The 15,904-nt window shown below is 69.1% G+C and carries 18 protein-coding genes; 7 read left to right on the top strand and 11 right to left on the bottom strand.

Annotation, left to right across the window (positions count from 1 at the left end; genetic code table 11):
* Window positions 1–103: 103 nt before the first annotated feature.
* Together L0965_RS00315 and L0965_RS00310 are read right to left on the bottom strand one after the other, a co-directional pair.
* The gene (locus tag L0965_RS00315) at window positions 104–679 is read right to left on the bottom strand and encodes a dihydrofolate reductase family protein (RefSeq protein WP_101305259.1); all 576 of its coding nucleotides are present in this window, start codon (window positions 677–679) and stop codon (window positions 104–106) included.
* 98 nt (window positions 680–777) lie between these two features.
* Window positions 778–2,049: an alpha-hydroxy acid oxidase gene (locus tag L0965_RS00310; RefSeq protein WP_101305258.1), complete on the bottom strand. Its 1,272-nt coding sequence runs from the start codon at window positions 2,047–2,049 to the stop codon at window positions 778–780.
* Between the two features lie 113 nt (window positions 2,050–2,162).
* Between L0965_RS00310 and L0965_RS00305 the strand changes: the two genes are divergently transcribed.
* Together L0965_RS00305 and L0965_RS00300 are read left to right on the top strand one after the other, a co-directional pair.
* Window positions 2,163–2,969 (top strand): FadR/GntR family transcriptional regulator, encoded by an 807-nt coding sequence (locus L0965_RS00305; protein WP_223848778.1) that lies wholly within the window; start codon window positions 2,163–2,165, stop codon window positions 2,967–2,969.
* Window positions 2,970–2,979: 10 nt separating this feature from the next.
* Window positions 2,980–3,516 carry a GNAT family N-acetyltransferase gene (locus L0965_RS00300; protein WP_101305257.1) on the top strand — a complete coding sequence of 179 codons (537 nt, stop codon included), beginning with the start codon at window positions 2,980–2,982 and terminating at the stop codon, window positions 3,514–3,516.
* Between the two features lie 12 nt (window positions 3,517–3,528).
* Here the strand turns inward: L0965_RS00300 and L0965_RS00295 are convergent, their stop codons facing one another.
* The 6 genes from L0965_RS00295 to L0965_RS00270 form a co-directional block, all read right to left on the bottom strand.
* Window positions 3,529–4,404, bottom strand: coding sequence for a GNAT family N-acetyltransferase (locus tag L0965_RS00295; RefSeq protein ID WP_157831543.1), 876 nt, complete (start codon window positions 4,402–4,404; stop codon window positions 3,529–3,531).
* A gap of 240 nt (window positions 4,405–4,644) precedes the next feature.
* Window positions 4,645–5,538: an alpha/beta hydrolase gene (locus L0965_RS00290; protein ID WP_234057898.1), complete on the bottom strand. Its 894-nt coding sequence runs from the start codon at window positions 5,536–5,538 to the stop codon at window positions 4,645–4,647.
* An 82-nt stretch (window positions 5,539–5,620) separates the two neighbouring features.
* On the bottom strand, window positions 5,621–6,613 hold the full coding sequence (locus tag L0965_RS00285; protein WP_101305255.1) for a TerC/Alx family metal homeostasis membrane protein: 993 nt from the start codon (window positions 6,611–6,613) through the stop codon (window positions 5,621–5,623).
* 214 nt (window positions 6,614–6,827) lie between these two features.
* Window positions 6,828–7,121, bottom strand: coding sequence for a DUF2277 domain-containing protein (locus L0965_RS00280; protein WP_101305254.1), 294 nt, complete (start codon window positions 7,119–7,121; stop codon window positions 6,828–6,830).
* A gap of 44 nt (window positions 7,122–7,165) precedes the next feature.
* Window positions 7,166–8,035, bottom strand: a complete 870-nt coding sequence (locus tag L0965_RS00275) for an NAD-dependent epimerase/dehydratase family protein (RefSeq protein WP_101305253.1) — start codon at window positions 8,033–8,035, stop codon at window positions 7,166–7,168.
* A 59-nt stretch (window positions 8,036–8,094) separates the two neighbouring features.
* Window positions 8,095–9,345, bottom strand: a complete 1,251-nt coding sequence (locus L0965_RS00270; protein ID WP_101305252.1) for a multidrug effflux MFS transporter — start codon at window positions 9,343–9,345, stop codon at window positions 8,095–8,097.
* A gap of 47 nt (window positions 9,346–9,392) precedes the next feature.
* Between L0965_RS00270 and L0965_RS00265 the strand changes: the two genes are divergently transcribed.
* Window positions 9,393–9,848 (top strand): MarR family winged helix-turn-helix transcriptional regulator, encoded by a 456-nt coding sequence (locus L0965_RS00265; RefSeq protein ID WP_232783959.1) that lies wholly within the window; start codon window positions 9,393–9,395, stop codon window positions 9,846–9,848.
* Window positions 9,849–9,867: 19 nt separating this feature from the next.
* Here the strand turns inward: L0965_RS00265 and L0965_RS00260 are convergent, their stop codons facing one another.
* Window positions 9,868–10,539: a TetR/AcrR family transcriptional regulator gene (locus L0965_RS00260; RefSeq protein WP_060961155.1), complete on the bottom strand. Its 672-nt coding sequence runs from the start codon at window positions 10,537–10,539 to the stop codon at window positions 9,868–9,870.
* 114 nt (window positions 10,540–10,653) lie between these two features.
* On the opposite strand from L0965_RS00260, the gene L0965_RS00255 reads away from it, so the two are divergent.
* Together L0965_RS00255 and L0965_RS00250 are read left to right on the top strand one after the other, a co-directional pair.
* Entirely contained in the window at window positions 10,654–11,676 is a 1,023-nt protein-coding gene (locus L0965_RS00255; RefSeq protein ID WP_198553660.1) for an NAD(P)-dependent alcohol dehydrogenase, read from the top strand.
* Window positions 11,677–11,719: 43 nt separating this feature from the next.
* The gene (locus L0965_RS00250) at window positions 11,720–12,184 is read left to right on the top strand and encodes a DUF6326 family protein (RefSeq protein ID WP_101305251.1); all 465 of its coding nucleotides are present in this window, start codon (window positions 11,720–11,722) and stop codon (window positions 12,182–12,184) included.
* 24 nt (window positions 12,185–12,208) lie between these two features.
* On the opposite strand, the gene L0965_RS16485 is transcribed toward L0965_RS00250, so the two are convergent.
* Window positions 12,209–12,337: a hypothetical protein gene (locus tag L0965_RS16485; protein WP_258186351.1), complete on the bottom strand. Its 129-nt coding sequence runs from the start codon at window positions 12,335–12,337 to the stop codon at window positions 12,209–12,211.
* A gap of 6 nt (window positions 12,338–12,343) precedes the next feature.
* On the opposite strand from L0965_RS16485, the gene L0965_RS16480 reads away from it, so the two are divergent.
* Together L0965_RS16480 and L0965_RS00245 are read left to right on the top strand one after the other, a co-directional pair.
* Complete coding sequence (locus tag L0965_RS16480; protein WP_258186352.1) at window positions 12,344–12,469, top strand: hypothetical protein; 126 nt, start codon at window positions 12,344–12,346, stop codon at window positions 12,467–12,469.
* 81 nt (window positions 12,470–12,550) lie between these two features.
* The gene (locus L0965_RS00245) at window positions 12,551–12,952 is read left to right on the top strand and encodes a DoxX family protein (RefSeq protein ID WP_101305250.1); all 402 of its coding nucleotides are present in this window, start codon (window positions 12,551–12,553) and stop codon (window positions 12,950–12,952) included.
* A gap of 354 nt (window positions 12,953–13,306) precedes the next feature.
* On the opposite strand, the gene L0965_RS00240 is transcribed toward L0965_RS00245, so the two are convergent.
* Window positions 13,307–15,625 (bottom strand): P-loop ATPase, Sll1717 family, encoded by a 2,319-nt coding sequence (locus L0965_RS00240; protein WP_157831542.1) that lies wholly within the window; start codon window positions 15,623–15,625, stop codon window positions 13,307–13,309.
* Window positions 15,626–15,904 lie beyond the last annotated feature (279 nt).

Here is a 15,904-nt window from a genome sequence, read left to right as displayed (position 1 = left end):
GCCGCCCGGGCGCGCGGCGCACCGGCGTGTCGCCCGGCATCCCTTGCATTTCGGATGCCGCCGGGCCACGCCCGCGCCCCACCCCACCCCACCCCGCAGGCGCTCAGCGCGCGGGCCGCACCACGCGGTAGCGCAACGCCTGGATGCCGCGGGCCCACCGGTGGCTCGAGACGAGTTCGAGGCTCGTCGGACCGACGCCCCGCGGATAGAACGGGGTGCCCCCGCCGAGCAGGATCGGGTACACGACGCTCCGATACTCGTCCACGAGTCCGGCCGCGGCCACCGCGGCGGCCAGGGTCGCGCCCCCGATCGCGACCTCCCCGACCTCCTCGTCGTCGCGCAGGCGCGCGACCTCCGCGATCAGGTCGCCGCGCAGCAGCGTCGTGTTGCGCCCGGGGGCGGCATCCAGGGTCGACGACACGACGATCTTCGGCAGCTCGTTCCAGACCTCGGCGAACTCGCGCTCGAGCGGATCGAGGGTGGACGCGACCTCCGGATCCTCCCAGTACCGCATCGTCTCGTAGAGACGGCGCCCCAGGAAGTGAGCGCTCAGCCCGCGGACCTCCTCGAGTGCCGCCCGGAAGATCTCCGCGTCGGGAACGCCCCAGTCGAAACGGCCCTCGGCATCCGTGATGTAGCCGTCGAGCGAGTGCGACATGGAGAACACGATCAGTCCCATGTTCCGCTCCTTCGCGTCGGTGCCGTCGCTGTGCGCCCGAGGCTACACCGAGCGCCCGCGGCGCGACACGGGGTCGGCCGCCGCGGCCAGCCTCCGATTCACACGGATGCCGCGGTCAGCACGCTCCCGTTCGCCGCGCGCGGCACGAGGCGCTCGAGCTGGGTCACGTGGCGCGGCTCGAGCTCGGCGAGGGTCGAGACGCCGAGCAGCTTCATGGTGCGCTCGATCTCGCTGCGGAGGATCTCGATCGTGCGGTCGACGCCCTGGCGTCCACCGGCCATGAGCCCGTACAGGTAGGCGCGGCCGATGAGGGTGAACGTGGCGCCCATCGCGACCGCGGCGACGATGTCGGCGCCGTTCATGATGCCGGTGTCGATCATGACCGTGGCATCCTTGCCGACCTCGCGCACGACCTCCGGCAGCAGGTGGAACGGGATCGGCGCCCTGTCGAGCTGGCGGCCGCCGTGGTTGGAGAGGATGATGCCGTCGACGCCGCGGTCGATCAGCCGCTTCGAGTCCTCGACGTTCTGCACGCCCTTGACGACGATCTTGCCGGGCCACAGGCCGCGGATGACGTCGAGGTCGTCGTAGCTGATCGTCGGGTCCATCGCCGCGTTCAGGAGCTCACCGACGGTTCCTCCGGTGGTGGACAGCGACGCGAACTCGAGCTTGGGCGTGGTGAGGAAGTCGATCCACCACCACGGGCGCGGGATCGCGTTGATGATCGTGCCGACGGTCAGCTGTGGCGGGATCGAGAAGCCGTTGCGCTTGTCGCGCAGGCGCGCGCCCGCGACGGGCGTGTCCACGGTGAACTGCAGGGTGTCGAAGCCCGCGGCCGCCGCGCGCGTGACGAGTCCGTACGAGATCTCGCGCTCGCGCATGACGTACAGCTGGAACCAGTTGCGCCCGTGCGGGTTCGCGGCCTTCACGTCCTCGATCGAGGTCGTGCCGAGCGTCGAGAGGGTGAACGGGATGCCGGCGGCGCCGGCGGCTCCCGCCCCGGCCGTCTCGCCCTCGGTCTGCATCAGCCGCGTGAAGCCGGTGGGGGCGATGCCGAAGGGCAGCGCCGAGGGGCCGCCGAGGATCTCGGTCGACATGTCGACCTCCGCCGCCGGACGCAGGATGTCGGGGTGGAACTCGATGTCCTGGAACGCCTGACGTGCCCGGGCGAGCGACAGCTCCCCCTCCGCGGCGCCGTCGGTGTAGTCGAAGGCGGCCTTCGGCGTGCGGCGCTTGGCGATCGTGCGCAGATCGGCGATCGTGAGCGCGGCATCCAGTCGCCTCTTGCGCGCGTCGAGCTCAGGCTTCTTGAACTGCATGAGTTCGAGCAGCTCGGCGGGCTTGGGCAGCTGGCGCTTGATGGGTGACATGACGGGCCTTTCGGATGCGACGACGCACGGTCATGGAGAGGTCTGACCTCTAGCGCACGGTATTCGACGCGCCGTAGGCTGTCAAGCGGGGACGAAAGGCGGCACGATTCGCGATGACGGACGACAGGACGGCATCGCCGTGGCGACCGGTGAAGAAGGCCCGCGCCCACGAGCTGGTGATCGAGGCGATCGAGGACCGGATCCTCTCCGGCGCGCTCCAGGTCGGCGACGCCCTTCCGCCCGAGCGCGAGCTGTCGGCCAGCCTCGAGGTCAGCCGCGCCGGCGTGCGCGAAGCCGTGCGCGTGTTGGAGGCGCAGGGCGTCCTGCGATCGCAGCCCGGAGCGGGCGCCACCGCGGGGACGTTCGTCGCCGCCCTCCCCCGCGACGCGCTGACCCGCTTCCTCCGGCTGCACGTCGCGCTGTCGAACTTCACCATCCAGGACGTCACCGACGCGCGTGTCGTCCTCGAGCGCGCCAGTGCCGCCTCGGCCGCGCGCCGGCTCGACGACGCCGCGCGGACGCGGATGATCGACGCGCTCGATCGGATGGATCAGCCCCACTCGTCGCGGGACTCCTTCAACGACGCCGACACGCAGTTCCACCTGGCGATCGCCGAGGCCTCGGGAAGCGCCCTGTCGGCGGCGCTCACCGCCGCCATCCGCAGCGCGATGAAGGTGCCGATCCTCCGCGCCGCCGAGCGCACCGAGGAGTGGCCCGAGGAGTCCGACCGGCTGCGCGCCGAGCACCGGGCGATCTTCACCGCGATCGACGGCGGCGACGCCGATCGGGCCGCCGATCTCGCGGAGACCCATATCCGCCGCGCGGCATCCGTGCTGTTCGGACTCCCGACGACCGCGGGAAGCGTGCCGGCCGGCCGCCGATCGGAGGCCGACGGGCCGATCGTCGCACCCCGCCGGTAACGTGGAGGGAATGCCCCACGCCCCGCTCGTGACCCTGCGCGCCCGCACCGCCGCGGACGTCGACGCGCTCTACCGCCTCACCGCCGACCTGGAGACGTGGGAGGAGCGCACACCGTCGCGGCCCTCCCCGTTGACCCGGTCGGCGTTCGAGAAGCGGCTCACCGACACGGCGAGCGGACCGGGCACGCGCAGCATCGAGTTCGTGATCGACGTCGACGGCGCCGCGGTCGGCAGCGTGAGCCTGTTCGGATTCGACGACCTCGCCCGTCACGCCGAGATCGGCATCGCCGTGCTCGCCGAGCACCGGGGCCGCGGCATCGGCAGCGCCGCCCTGGTGAAGATGGTCACCTTCGCATTCGTGCGCTGCAATCTGCGACGCGTGCACCTGCAGGCCATCAGCTCCAACGTCGGTGCGATCCGCGTGTATGAGAAGGCCGGCTTCGAGGTCGAGGGCAGGCTGCGCGAACACGCGTGGGTGCGCGGCGCCTATGAAGACATGGTCGTGCTCGGCCTGCTGCGCACCGACTGGGAGCGCACCGACCGCTGAGGTCGCGGTCCGCTATCGCGCGGCGTCGTGCGCGGGCGGCACGAGCGTGCCCTGATGGAAGCGCAGCCGCGGCGTGGCGCCACCGACGTCCCAGAGCGACGAATGGCGACTGCGTCCCGACGGCGTCGTGAGCCGGTAGGTGATCAGCACGAGATCCGCGGACTGCTGCCGGAACTCCCATCGGTCGGTGGGAGGCTCGGCGCGTCCGCCCTCCTCGGCGAGCGCGGCCACCACCTGGTCCCGCGTCCACAGGATGCCGGAGCGCCCGATCTCGACGAACGTCGGATGCAGCAGAGCGCTCACCCGTGCGGGATCGCGGCGCACGTCCGCGCGCAGCAGCGCGATCTCGGCATCCTTCACCGCGGCCCACTGCGGTACGCCGTCGTGGCGCACCAGGCGGACGACGTGGATCGGATGCCCGGCCATGGTGCGATCGCGCTCGACACCGTCGCGGACGAAGCCGTTGCGGCGGTAGAAGGCCTCGGCCCGCGGGTTGTCGTCCAGCATCCAGAGGTGGGCGGGGTCGGTGCCGATCGCGGCATCCAACAGGCGCTGCCCGACGCCGGCGCCGGATAGCTCGGCGAGAACGTAGATGCCCTCCAACTCCCGCGGCGTGGGGCGGTCGTCGTCGCGCCCACCGGAGGCCGTGGACCAGCCGACGACACGTCCGTCGACCTCGGCCACGAAGACGTCCGTGGTGTCGTCGGCGACGATCGCCGCCCAGCGCTCGACGCGCGGCTCCACACGCAGTCCGGCGAGGAGGTGAGCCGGCAGTTGACGCGCGTAGGCCTCGCGCCAGGCCTGCACGTGCACCTCGGCGATGCCGCGGGCGTCGTCGACGGATGCCGGGCGCACGCGCAGATCGCGCCGGTCGAAGCTCGTCCTCATGCCGACATGGTCCCAGACCGGTGCGACCGCGACTTTTCGACACTCGCGTCATGATTCACGCTAATGCCCATCTCATGAATGCGGCGGTGATGGTTTCCCGCCGTGTTCGGGCCTCGATGAGCTGGGGGGCTCGTCACCCGCAGACGCCGCCTTCCCCAGAGGCCCGTGCTGCGGGGCGGGGTGGCGTTCCGCGCCACCCCGCGGCCCGAACTCTCCGCGCCCCCGACCGGCGGGCACCCGTCACGTGGTCAGCGCGGCGTCGACGAGCTCGAACACCGCCGGATCCCACGTGAGCGCGCGCTCCCACGGGAGATCGAAGCCGTTCGCGAAGAAGATGCTGTGCACGTCGTCGTCCACCGTGTGTCGGCGCACCTGCGGCAGCACCGCGGCGGGGACGTCGGTGGCGAGCGCGCTGCGCAGCGACACCAGGCCGTCGTGGGGCCACAGCCGATCGGGCTCGCGGTACGCGCGGAAGTGGCCGCCGCCGATGACCGTGACCGCGACATTGTCCAGCACACCCTGCTGGGCCGCGTTCCACTCCGCAAGGAAGTGAGCCGACACCTCGGCGGCCGCGCCCTGCGAGTTCTGCGCCGCGTACCCGGGCGACGCCTCGAGGATGCTCAGCGTCGGCGGATCGTCGTGCGCATCGGCCGTGGTGATATCGCCGCTGAGGACGTCGCCGAGCAGGGATCCGTGCCAGGGCGTTCCCAGGGTCACCAGGTGTGACACGGCGGGCCCTCCGCGTCCGATCTCGCGCAGCGCCGCCCGGCAGAACAGTCCACCCATCGAGTGCGCCACGAGCCGGACCGACGAGACGCCGTGCTCCTCGCCCAGCCACCCGAGGAACGCGGCCAGCCTCACCCCGGCGGCGTCGATGTCGCCGACCGCGTTGATCGTCATCGCGGCGGGAAGGACGTCGGCGACGTCGGAGAACCCCTGCCAGCCGGTGTCTTCGCGCACCTCGCCGTCGCCGATGCGCGCCGGCGCCGTGAACACCGCGGCGTGCCGCTGCAGCAGATGGGTGCGCAGGGCCGTCGACGTGTTGCCGGCGGCGAGACCCTCGCCCGCGGCACGCTCCGCGCTGGTGTACGGGGTGACGGCTGCTCCGCCGGACACGAGCACCACAGCATCCACGTCGACGTCCTCTCCTCGGGCGACACCAGCCTAGATCCCGGCGCGCCCGCGGCGCGGAGGTCTCGTGCCCGACCCGCCGCGCTCAGGCGACGTCGTGCGGCTCGACCGCCAGGCGGTCCCGACGCGTCTTGGCGAGGCTGGCGATCGTCGCGACGGCGATCGTGGCGGCGATGACGACGAGCGAGAGCCAGATCGGGATCTCGGGGATGATCGTCACGTGCTCACCGCCGTTGATGAACGGCAGCTCGTTCTTGTGGAGCGCGTGGATGAGCAGCTTCACACCGATGAACGCGAGGATCACCGCGAGGCCCTGCGCGAGGTAGACGAGACGCTCGAGCAGTCCGCCGATGAGGAAGTACAGCTGGCGCAGCCCCATGAGCGCGAAGGCGTTCGCCGTGAAGACGAGGTAGGCCTCCTGCGTGAGCCCGTAGATCGCCGGGATCGAGTCGACGGCGAAGACGAGGTCGATGAAGCCGATCGCGACGATGACGAGCAGCATCGGGGTGACGAAGCGGCGTCCGTCCTTCACGACCGTGAGCTTGTCGCCGTTGTACTCGTCGCTCACCGGCAGCACCCGGCGGACGAGGCGCATGAAGCGGCCGTCGGCGGGGTTGGACTCGCCGTGCGCGAACGCCTGGCGGTAGGCGAGGAACAGCAGCAGGGCACCGAACAGGTAGAACACCCACGAGAAGTTCTCGATCAGGGCCGCACCGACGGCGATGAACGCGCCGCGCATGATGAGGGCGATGACGATGCCGATCATCAGCACCTTCTGCTGATAGATCTTCGGCACCGCGAAGCCGGTCATGACGATGAGGAAGACGAACAGGTTGTCGATCGACAGGGCCTTCTCGGTGAGGTAGCCGGCGAAGTACTCGCCGCCGTAGGTCCACCCCGAGACCACACCGACGCCGACGCCGAACAGCAGCGCGAGGCCGATGTAGAACGCCGACCACCGGGCCGACTCGCCCACCGTCGGCTCGTGGGGCTTGCGCACGTGCGCGAAGAACTCCCACACGAAGAAGGCGATGGTGACGGCGATCGTGACGATCCACACGAGCGGCGTGATGTTCACAAGGGTCTCCCGAAGAATGGCGTGACGTGGTCGACGCCAGAGTCTCCTCCATCCCTGATCGGGACCGGGCGGCCCGGGCCGCATGCGACCGTAATGACGAACCGTCCGTCTCGGAGTACTCCCCCTGGACTGGAGTCAGAGTAGGGCAGCGGGGTGACGCGAACCTGGGAAGTCGCCGGATGGCGACGGATGCCGCGCCGGCGCGGCATCCGCGTCACGACGCCGTACGGATGCGCACCTCGCGCTCCATCCGCTTCTCGTGGCGGGCGCGTCCCTTCACCGCCTCGGCCTCGCGGTTCTTCGGGGGCGCGGCGGTCACGAGCGCGTCGAGGAGGCGCCGCGTGGCCACGGCGATCTCGTCGACCGCGGCGTCGAAGGCTTCCGCGTTCGCGCGCGACGGACGGGTCGACCCGCTCACCTTGCGGACGAACTGCAACGCGGCCTCGCGGACCTCGTCATCGGTGGTGGGAGGTTCGAAGTTGTGGAGCACCCGGATGTTTCGGCACATGCCGAGAGCGTAGACCGCAGCGGACGCGGCCGACAGGGCCTCGTTCAGTCGGCCGCGGGGGCGGCGTAGCCGGTGCGGATCTCCTCGATCAGAGTCGGGCGCGCGGGCGTCCAGCCGAGTGCGCGCGCCCGGCGGCCGTACCCCTGCTGGTCGAGCATGAGGGCGTCGGCGAAGGGGGTGCCGAGGCGCTCGCGCGACGCGGCGGCGCCTTCGGGCACGACCGGGCCGTCGGCGAAGGCCTCGCCGATTTCGGCCACCGTCGGGTTGTGTCCGCTCAAACCCAGCACGCGTCCGACGGGGGCCGGGCCCTCGATGACCCGCGCGTAGAGGTCGGCGAGGTCGTCGACGTGCACGGTCGCCCAGTGCTGCGTGCCGTCGCCGACGACGGTGAGGCGACCCTCGGCATCCCTCGGGGCGTCGGCCAACGACGCCGGGATGCCGCCGCCGTGCCCGTACACGATGCCGGGCTCGACGATCGTGAGCGCCAGGTCGGCGTCGGCGAGGCGGGACTCGACCGCCTCGCGCCAGGCGACGAGGGCGGGCGGGGCGAACGGCGTCTCCTCGGTGAGGTCGGTGGACGGGCCGTGGATCCAGAGCCCGCCGGTGTGGATGTACGGCTTGCCGGCGCCGCCGAAGGCGGAGATCACGGCGTCGGCGACGGCGCTGTCGAACTGCGGCGAGCTGCCGTCGCCGGGCGCGGCGGTGTGGATCGCGGCATCCGCGCCCTCGAGGATCGGGGCGAACCAGGCGGGGTCGGTGATGTCGCCGACGACGGCGGTCGCACCGGCCGCGGTGGCTTTCTGCGCCGACGACGCGCTGCGCACGGGCGCGACGACCTCGTGGCCCCGCTCCCGGAGAGCGGCGAGAACGGAGGAGCCGATGTAGCCGGTGGCGCCGGTGAGCACGATCTTCATCCCGCCATCGTAGGCACGTCCGGGGGAGGCAGGGGCGGGCGGGGACGGCGGGCCCCCGCTCACGTCGTGCGGGCGCGGGCGGGGCGCGCGATCGCGAAGAAGGCGAGGGCGACGACCGCGGCGGCGAGCATGACCACGGCCAGCGGGACCGCGGTCGTCGATCCGCCGAGGCTCACCAGCGGCGAGACGAGGGCGGCCAGGCCGAACTGCAGCGCCCCGACCACGGCCGAGGCGGTGCCGGCCGCCTTCGGGACGGCCGCGAGGGCCAGCGCGGTGCCGTTGCCGAGCACGAAGCCGAGGCTCCCGGACAACAGGAACAGCGGCACGGCGAGCAGGGCGACGGGGGCGGCGGTGACAGCGAGGACGGCGAACGCGACGGCGGCGACGAGCACGCCGCCGAGCCCGGTGCCGAGCACGGCCCGCACCGAGCGCGTCGCGACCAGCTTCGCGGAGACGACACTGGTCACCATGAGCACGAGGGCGTTGATGCCGAACGCGATGCCGTAACCCGCACTGTCGAGCCCGATCATGTCCTGATAGACGAAGGGCGAGGCGGAGATGTAGGCCATCATGGCGGCGAACGCGAAGGCGAAGCTCGCCGCGTAGCCGATGAAGGTGCGCGAGAGCATCTCACGCGCCCCGGACGACGATCCGCGGCGCTCGGCGCGGAGGGCGTCGCGCCGCTCCTTGAGGTGGGTCTCGCGCACCACGACCAGGACGGCGACGAGCATCACGACCGCCAGCCCCAGCACGATCGCGAGCAGTCCCCGCCATCCGACCGCCGCCGTGAGCACGCCGCCGACGAGCGGTGCGATCACGGGCGCCACGCCGCCGACGATCATCATCAGCGAGAAGGCGCGCGCAGCGGGCCGTCCGGTGGCGAGGTCCGAGATGATCGCACGACCGATGACCATGCCGGCGGCACCGCCGAGCCCCTGCACGAAACGTGCGGCGATGAGGACGCCGACCGTCGGGGCGAAGACGGCGATGACGCTCGCGGCGACGCACAGCACCGCGCCGGCGACGAGCGGGGCGACGCGTCCGAAGCGATCGGAGAGCGGGCCGAAGACGAGCTGGCCCGCGGTGACTCCCAGCAGGAACGACGTGAGGCTGAGCTGGACGGCGGTCGCGGAGGTCTGCAGATCGGCGGCCATCTCCGGGAACGCCGGCAGGTAGAGGTCCGTCGCGAAGGGCGCGATCGCGCTGAGCAGACCCAGCACCACCAGCAGAGCGGGCGTGATGGGGCGGGATGCGTCGGAGTTCGCGTCCGGGAGGGCGACGCGTTCGGCGGTGGATGAAGAAGAAGTCATAGTTATGAAACTATAACTAATTCTCACGGCGGAGGTAAGCTGTCCGAGTGACGTCGGTGCCGGATGCCATGTGGGGTGATTTCGCCGAGCTCGTGCTCCGCGTGGCCCGCGAGCTCGATCCGCACGGCGTCTCGGCCGGGCCGGACGTCGTCGCGCTCACCGGCACGGAGATCCTCGCGATGCGCTGGATCGACGGGCATCCGGGAACATCCCCCAGCGCCACCGCCGTTGCCACGGGGCTGCGGCGCAGCAACCTGAGCACCGCGCTGCGGGAGCTCGAGCGCAAGGGGATGATCGAACGGCGCGGCGCGCCGAACGACGGCCGGCAGGTGCAGCTGTTCCCGACCGACCTGGCCATCGAGAACATCGGACGACTGCGCGCGTGGTGGTCGCAGAGCCTGGCGCGCGCGCTGCCGGCGGATGTCGACGAACGCGAGCTCGACGCCGCGATGCGCCTCCTCGCGCGCATCGACGACGGGATGCACCCGCCGATGCAGCCCTGAGGCCGACGCCTCCGCGCCGTCAGGGCTTCGGGCGGAGCGCCTCGAGGGCGGCGAGCACGAGATCGAGCCCGAAGAGGAACTCCTGGGACGGGTCGTACCCGATCGCCAGGAGGTGCGCACCGGACTCGTGCAGCGAGGGATACAGCTCCGCCGGCACCTGGGGGAGATACACCTCCTCGGTCATGTCGGCGAGCTCCTCGGCCGTGCCGAACGGCAGGCTCGCCTCCTGCAGCGCGTAGCCGTAGACATGACTGCTGAGCAGCCAGTTCGCGTGGGTCGCCATCTCGACCGAGAACCCGGCGCGGCGTAGGCACGCGGTCACGGCCTCGCGGTGACGGAGGTTCGCGGGCCCGGGCGACGTGCGCGACTCCATCAGACTGATCGCCCACGGATGCCGGGCGAGCACCTCGTGCGCAGAGACCGACTCGGCGCGCATCGCGACCGTCCAGTCGACATCGAGGGAGGGCAGCGCGATCTCGTCGAAGACGACATCGATCATCGCGTCGAGCAGCTCCTCCTTGTTCGCGACGTAGTGATACAGCGACATGGCGCCGGCGTCGAGCGCGGCGGCGAGTGCGCGCATGCTGAGTCGCTCCACCCCCTCGCGGTCGGCGATGCGCATCGCCTCGGCGACGACGCGCTCCTTGCTGAGACCGGCGCCGACAGGCGTGGGCGGGCGTCGTCGCGCCATCGATCGGGCTCCTCATCGCATCGAAGGACTTGACAATCGTACAGCGTACGTCCGATAGTACGGTGTACGACGTACGGTGTACGAATCCGCCGCTCACGACCACCAGGAGATCTCATGACCACCCCCGCCTCGCCGGATCCGTCGGCTGCCGTGACCTCTCCGGGGCGGATGCAGGCGCTCGTGCAGGAGCGATACGGGACGCCGGAGGTGCTGTCGCTCGTGGCCGTCGAGGTCCCGACGCCCGGCCGGCGGGAGGTGCTCGTCGAGGTCGGCGCCGCATCCGTGCACCCGGGGGACTACTTCGTGATGACGGGCCGGCCGCGCCTGGTGCGACTGGCGTTCGGACTGCGGCGGCCTCGCCGGCGCACCCCGGGTATGGACCTGGCCGGCATCGTCCGAGCGGTGGGTGCGGAGGCGACCTCGGTGCACGTCGGAGACCGGGTGTTCGGGTGGACGACGACGGGCGCGCTCGCGGAGTACGCCACCGTCCGCGAGGATCATCTCGCGCCGGTTCCCGCGGGCGTCGCCGCGGCAGACGCAGCCGCGGTCCCGACATCGGGGATGACGGCGCTGCAGGCGCTGCGCGACGTGGCGCGGTTGACGGCCGGGCAGACGGTGCTGATCACCGGGGCCTCCGGCGGCGTGGGGTCGTTCGCGGTGCAGATCGCGAAAGCGCTCGGCGCCGAGGTCACGGCCGTCTGCAGTGGGCGCAACGCCGAGCTCGTCCGCCGCCTCGGCGCCGATCACGTCATCGACTACGAGACGACCGACGTGACCGGCGGGAGCACGCGGTTCGACGTGATCCTCGACAGTGTGGAGGCGAAGCCGCTCGCGGCGATGCGGCGGATCCTCACCCCGACCGGAACGCTCATCCCGAACAGCGGTCGCGGCGGCGCCTGGATCGGGCCCCTCGGTCGCATCGCCCGCGCGCGTCTGCTGTCAGCGCTGACGCGCCAGCGACTGCGGCCGTTCACCTCCCTCGGCCGCCGTGACGATCTGGTCGCGCTCGCGGAGATGCTCGCGAGCGGCGAGATCACGCCGGTCGTCGATCGGAGCTACGCACTGACGGATGCCGCCGACGCCCTCCGCCGGGTCGCGACCGGGCACACGCGCGGCAAGCTCGTCGTCATCCCGTGACGCGGCATCCCTGGACCACACCCACCACAGCCAAGGAGAACCCATGTGCACCACGCTCAAGACCCGCGCCGCACTCGACGTCGCATCGATCCCCACACCGGTGAAGCTCGCCGCCGCCTGGACCAGCTTCATGTTCCTGTACGTCTACGTCGACGTCTTGAACTTCTACAAACCGCATGTCGTCGCCGGCATCCTCGACGGGATGGTCTGGCAGTTCGAGGTGAACCCGCCGCTGCTGACGGGGATGCTCGCCTCGGTGATGGTCCCGGCGGTGATGATCGTACTGTCGGTGACCCTCCCGCCGCGGGCGAACCCCATCGTGAACGTCGTAGTGGCGTCGCTGTACGTGCCGTACTCGGCGTTCAACATCGCCGGATCGACTGCCGAGTGGCTACCGTTCTACGTGCTGTCCATCGGGGCGGAGCTGGCGCTACTGGTGTTCATCGTGCAGCGCGCGTGGACCTCAGTTTCTCGCCGCGAAGCGCTCGTGCTCCGCACCGATCGGTGATTCCGGACGCCGCGGACATGACCCTCATCGCCAGGTGGCGGTGTCGGGATCGATGTCCGCGGCGCCCGGGCTCTCGTCGATCGCGCGGCTCAGCCAGCGGGCTGGCCCCGGGCGCACCGCGGCTTGAATGCCGTGATCCTGCTCACCGATCATGCCTGCGTGATCGTCGTCGAGGTCGTGCAGCTGGGTGATGGGCTGCGCGAGTTGCGAACCCTGCACCCGCAGCTGGCGCAGTCGGCGGCCCAGGCGACGGCGAGGTGCCGGTCGGGCTCGCTCCAGGATTGAGGGGGAGAGCATCTGCTTACGCGGCCAACGGAGGTGTTCGCGCGGCGGCCCCGCGCGTCGGCGGGCGGGGAGAATGGCGTGATGACCCATCGCGCGAAGAAGCCCACGGCCACCATCCCCTGGATCGTGATGGTGCCGTTCGCGGTGTCGGGCGTCATCCATCTCGTGCGGCCGGGCGTGTTCACGCCGATCATCCCGCGCGTGCTGCGCCGGTGGGATCGGCCGCTGGTGATCGTCTCGGGGCTCGCCGAGCTGGCGTGCGCGGTGGGGCTGATCGTGCCGGCGACGCGCGTCGCCGCCGGGCGAGCGAGTGCGGTGGTGCTCGCCGCCGTCTGGCCCGCGAACATGCAGATGAGCGTGGACCTCGGCCGCCGGGCAGCGCGCCGACGCACGCCGACGGCATGGGCCGCGTTCGCCGTATCGCTGGTGCGGCTGCCGCTTCAGGTCACGTTGATCCGACGGGCGCTCGGGAACTCACACTGAGCAACGCTCGAGGGTGCCGAGCCGACGGTGCGCGGTCAGACCCAGACGAGGATTCCGAGGATCGCCAATGACCCCGCCGAAGCATCGGCGGGCGATAACCCCAGCACGTCGGTGCCGCCGAAATGCTCCTCGGCGGCGATGAGCGCCGCGCTTAGGCCAGTCGCAGCAACGACCCCCTAACGCGCAATGTCCGCAAGTGGAAGTGGTGTGTGACCTCCAGCACGTACTTCGACGCGTTGCGTCGGTGCCGTCGCTAGTGGCGGTTCGATGCGCTTGGGACGATCTGAGTGCGTCAGCTCGACTCGGAGAGTGTCGCGTCCACGACCGAGTCGTCGTGGAGATCGTCGTCCTGAATCAAGAGATAGTTGCGAACTGCGGGATGGACCCTAAACCGAACTGGCCTTGATGTCGATTCAGCCATTCGGCGAGCGACGAGGAGCTGACGTTCCGCGTCTGTGCGTCCTTCGACGTGCAAGAACTCCCCCGGCCTCGTCTCGATGCCAAGAATCGAACTCTGGACGAGCCACTGAGCGCTTCATCTCCGCGTGGCACATCGGCGAGCAGGATCAGCAGATCATCCTCGGTGAAGGTGGCATTGAGGCCAGCGAGTCGGAACAGCGCAGCGTCGAGATCGAAAGCTTCCGCTTCGCTCTCCACCAACAACGCCTCGACGGCGAAACGGGAGTACTGCTCTTCCGCGAAGAGGATGTCGGAGGCCGTGATTCGACGATGCTTGCGATTAATTGCTGTGGTCAGTGCTTCGTTCGCAAGGTAGATGAGGTCGCGCGGCCTTGGGAGCACCTTCCACATTAGGTAGTCGCGCGTGCGGAGCCCGCGGACTTCCGGATCGAAGATCTCGGACCACATATCGAAGACCTTGCCGTTGCGGCGCCGCTCCTTGTTCGCCGCGTAACGCTCCTCAAGCACCCGTGCTAGGAGCTCCTCATCGTTCCAATGCACGGTTGCGACGCCGATCTTGTCGGGTTCTCGAGCGAATCGCTTCAGCGAGTCGTAAATGTCAGATCGTAAGAATACGGCCATCGTCACATTTACCGACGAGTGGCTCTGAGTTGGCTTCGCGAAGTCTTTTTCGAGCTGCCCGATGGCGACCAGCAGCCCCAAGATGAACTTTGACAACGTCTCGAAGTCTGCGCCCTTCTCCCACGCCTTGTCGAGATTGTCAATCAGGACTGCAACACGATCAAATTCCTTGAGGTTGGCCCCAAGAAGTCCTCTGAGTCGATTTACGCGGTGCAGGCGCAGCTGACGAGAGACAAACTCAGTCGCACCTTCTCCGTGACGCTTGGCCTCACGCGTGAGGTCATTCAACACGTTCTCCAGCCTGGTGGCCATATCTTCTGACGGATCCAGACCGAGTTCGTCGATTTCGGCTTCGAGTTCCTCGAGTTCCCGACTCACTCCCATAAACCCGACACGTTCACGGGAGAAGGAGACCATCCTTAGAGCGATCTCGGTGTAGAGCAGATATGTCCAAAGGCTGATGACAAGGTAGTCAGACGTGCCGTGCGTCGACAGCGTACGAATCGCGTCAGCTAGTCCAGACAGCTCATATGCAGAAGGCTTGATCGGCACAACCAAGATCCGACGATCACGGCGTAGTTCCTCCGCCGTCTGCGTCATTGTCGCAGTCTTCCCAGTGCCCTTGCGGCCAACGAAGACTTTCGTTCGACCTGCTAGGACGGCTTGAAACTCGCTCGTGCTTATGAAGTAGTTAGCGAGTTCTACCCGCTCGTACTCAGCAACATACTCACCAAAAGATCGAATCGGAAGTTCAATGTCGAGGGCCAAGCGTCCGAGCCGACGACTCGATCCCGGAGACTTCGGGAGTTCGCTCAGCCAGCGGTCGACCCTCGTGATCAATTGAGCCGAGCCGCTGTACTCGAATGTCAAATCCTTGTAGTCCAGCGGGATCGAGCCGTCCTTCTCTGCGACAAGAAGGATTGGGAGCTCGAAGCCGTGAGCAATCCCGGCCAAGAAGCTCACTCGCGCGTTGTGCTCGGTCGACTTCACCCTCCGGCGCGCCATGAGGTGGAAAAGAGTTGCGGAAGACCGGTAAATCTCCTTTACATAGAAATCCAACGGCGCAAGCCCCAAGTCGTCGGCCGCCCCAAGAATCTTGATGTGGCCCTGGCGATCGAGGTGTTTCTCGAGCGAGGAGGTCGCCTCGAATTTGAAAGGCGTCGATGGAGCGAACAACGCGTCCGGCTCCCGTGGCTTCCCGTTAAGGAGGAGGCTATCGATCAAAGTGGTGTCGTCATCGATGGCCTGTGCTTGAGCAAATCGCCCCGCGACCGAGTGGCTGTTGCCCTGGTAGTTCAGCCGACCAACTGTTGCCAGGATCCCGAGATCGCGCCAGTTGCGCGCTGCGTCTGCGTCAGTCTCGTCGACTGCCAGCCAGACACGCTTCCCGAGGGCGAGCGCATACCCAGCTTCGAACAGGACGTTGCTGTTGAGATCGCTCACCTCCGCGATCACGTGGTCGGCATCCTGGATCGCGGAGCAGATTGTCGGGATCAGCCCGCGACCCTCAATGTCGAGATCCTCCCATGTCGTGGCGGCGATGCCAGTGGCCCTGAGCAACCCCGCCGAGTTCCGCATAGTCTCGGCCCGCAGGGCGTCCGCGGACGAGTATGCAAAGAAGACGTTGTTCACTAAACCCCCTCTGGTGAACTCTATAGCGACCGCCGGCCGCGGTGGGTTGGGTCGTGCAAGCCGCCGGCCGTGATGATGTCCCGAGTGTGGCCATGGATGTCGAAGCCGTCGGGCATCGATCCGAGTAAGTAGTCGATCGCGAGGCATCGCTATATGACACGCCGGCAAGCCCAGCGAGACTGACATGCAGAAGAAGCGGCATCGACGAGCGGTGCGCCCTTGACCATCCGTCTCGACGCCTGATGACTGTGCCCAGGATGCGCACGAGCTCCCTCACTG

This window comes from Microbacterium sp. NFH-22A-Y, from assembly GCF_021401375.1.
Classification (GTDB): Bacteria; Actinomycetota; Actinomycetes; order Actinomycetales; family Microbacteriaceae; genus Microbacterium; species Microbacterium hominis.
Note: the sequence above shows the minus strand (reverse complement) of the source record. Positions and strands in the feature narration are given on the sequence as shown.

Excerpts from the sequence above, each read along its gene's own strand:
- L0965_RS00315 (WP_101305259.1), bottom strand. The coding sequence starts at position 679 with ATGGGACTGATCGTGTTCTCCATGTCGCACTCGCTCGACGGCTACATC.
- L0965_RS00310 (WP_101305258.1), bottom strand. The coding sequence starts at position 2,049 with ATGTCACCCATCAAGCGCCAGCTGCCCAAGCCCGCCGAGCTGCTCGAA.
- L0965_RS00305 (WP_223848778.1), top strand. The coding sequence starts at position 2,163 with ATGACGGACGACAGGACGGCATCGCCGTGGCGACCGGTGAAGAAGGCC.
- L0965_RS00300 (WP_101305257.1), top strand. The coding sequence starts at position 2,980 with ATGCCCCACGCCCCGCTCGTGACCCTGCGCGCCCGCACCGCCGCGGAC.
- L0965_RS00295 (WP_157831543.1), bottom strand. The coding sequence starts at position 4,404 with ATGAGGACGAGCTTCGACCGGCGCGATCTGCGCGTGCGCCCGGCATCC.
- L0965_RS00280 (WP_101305254.1), bottom strand. The coding sequence starts at position 7,121 with ATGTGCCGAAACATCCGGGTGCTCCACAACTTCGAACCTCCCACCACC.
- L0965_RS00275 (WP_101305253.1), bottom strand. The coding sequence starts at position 8,035 with ATGAAGATCGTGCTCACCGGCGCCACCGGCTACATCGGCTCCTCCGTT.
- L0965_RS00270 (WP_101305252.1), bottom strand. The coding sequence starts at position 9,345 with ATGACTTCTTCTTCATCCACCGCCGAACGCGTCGCCCTCCCGGACGCG.
- L0965_RS00260 (WP_060961155.1), bottom strand. The coding sequence starts at position 10,539 with ATGGCGCGACGACGCCCGCCCACGCCTGTCGGCGCCGGTCTCAGCAAG.
- L0965_RS00255 (WP_198553660.1), top strand. The coding sequence starts at position 10,654 with ATGACCACCCCCGCCTCGCCGGATCCGTCGGCTGCCGTGACCTCTCCG.
- L0965_RS00250 (WP_101305251.1), top strand. The coding sequence starts at position 11,720 with ATGTGCACCACGCTCAAGACCCGCGCCGCACTCGACGTCGCATCGATC.
- L0965_RS16485 (WP_258186351.1), bottom strand. The coding sequence starts at position 12,337 with ATGATCGGTGAGCAGGATCACGGCATTCAAGCCGCGGTGCGCCCGGGG.
- L0965_RS00245 (WP_101305250.1), top strand. The coding sequence starts at position 12,551 with ATGACCCATCGCGCGAAGAAGCCCACGGCCACCATCCCCTGGATCGTG.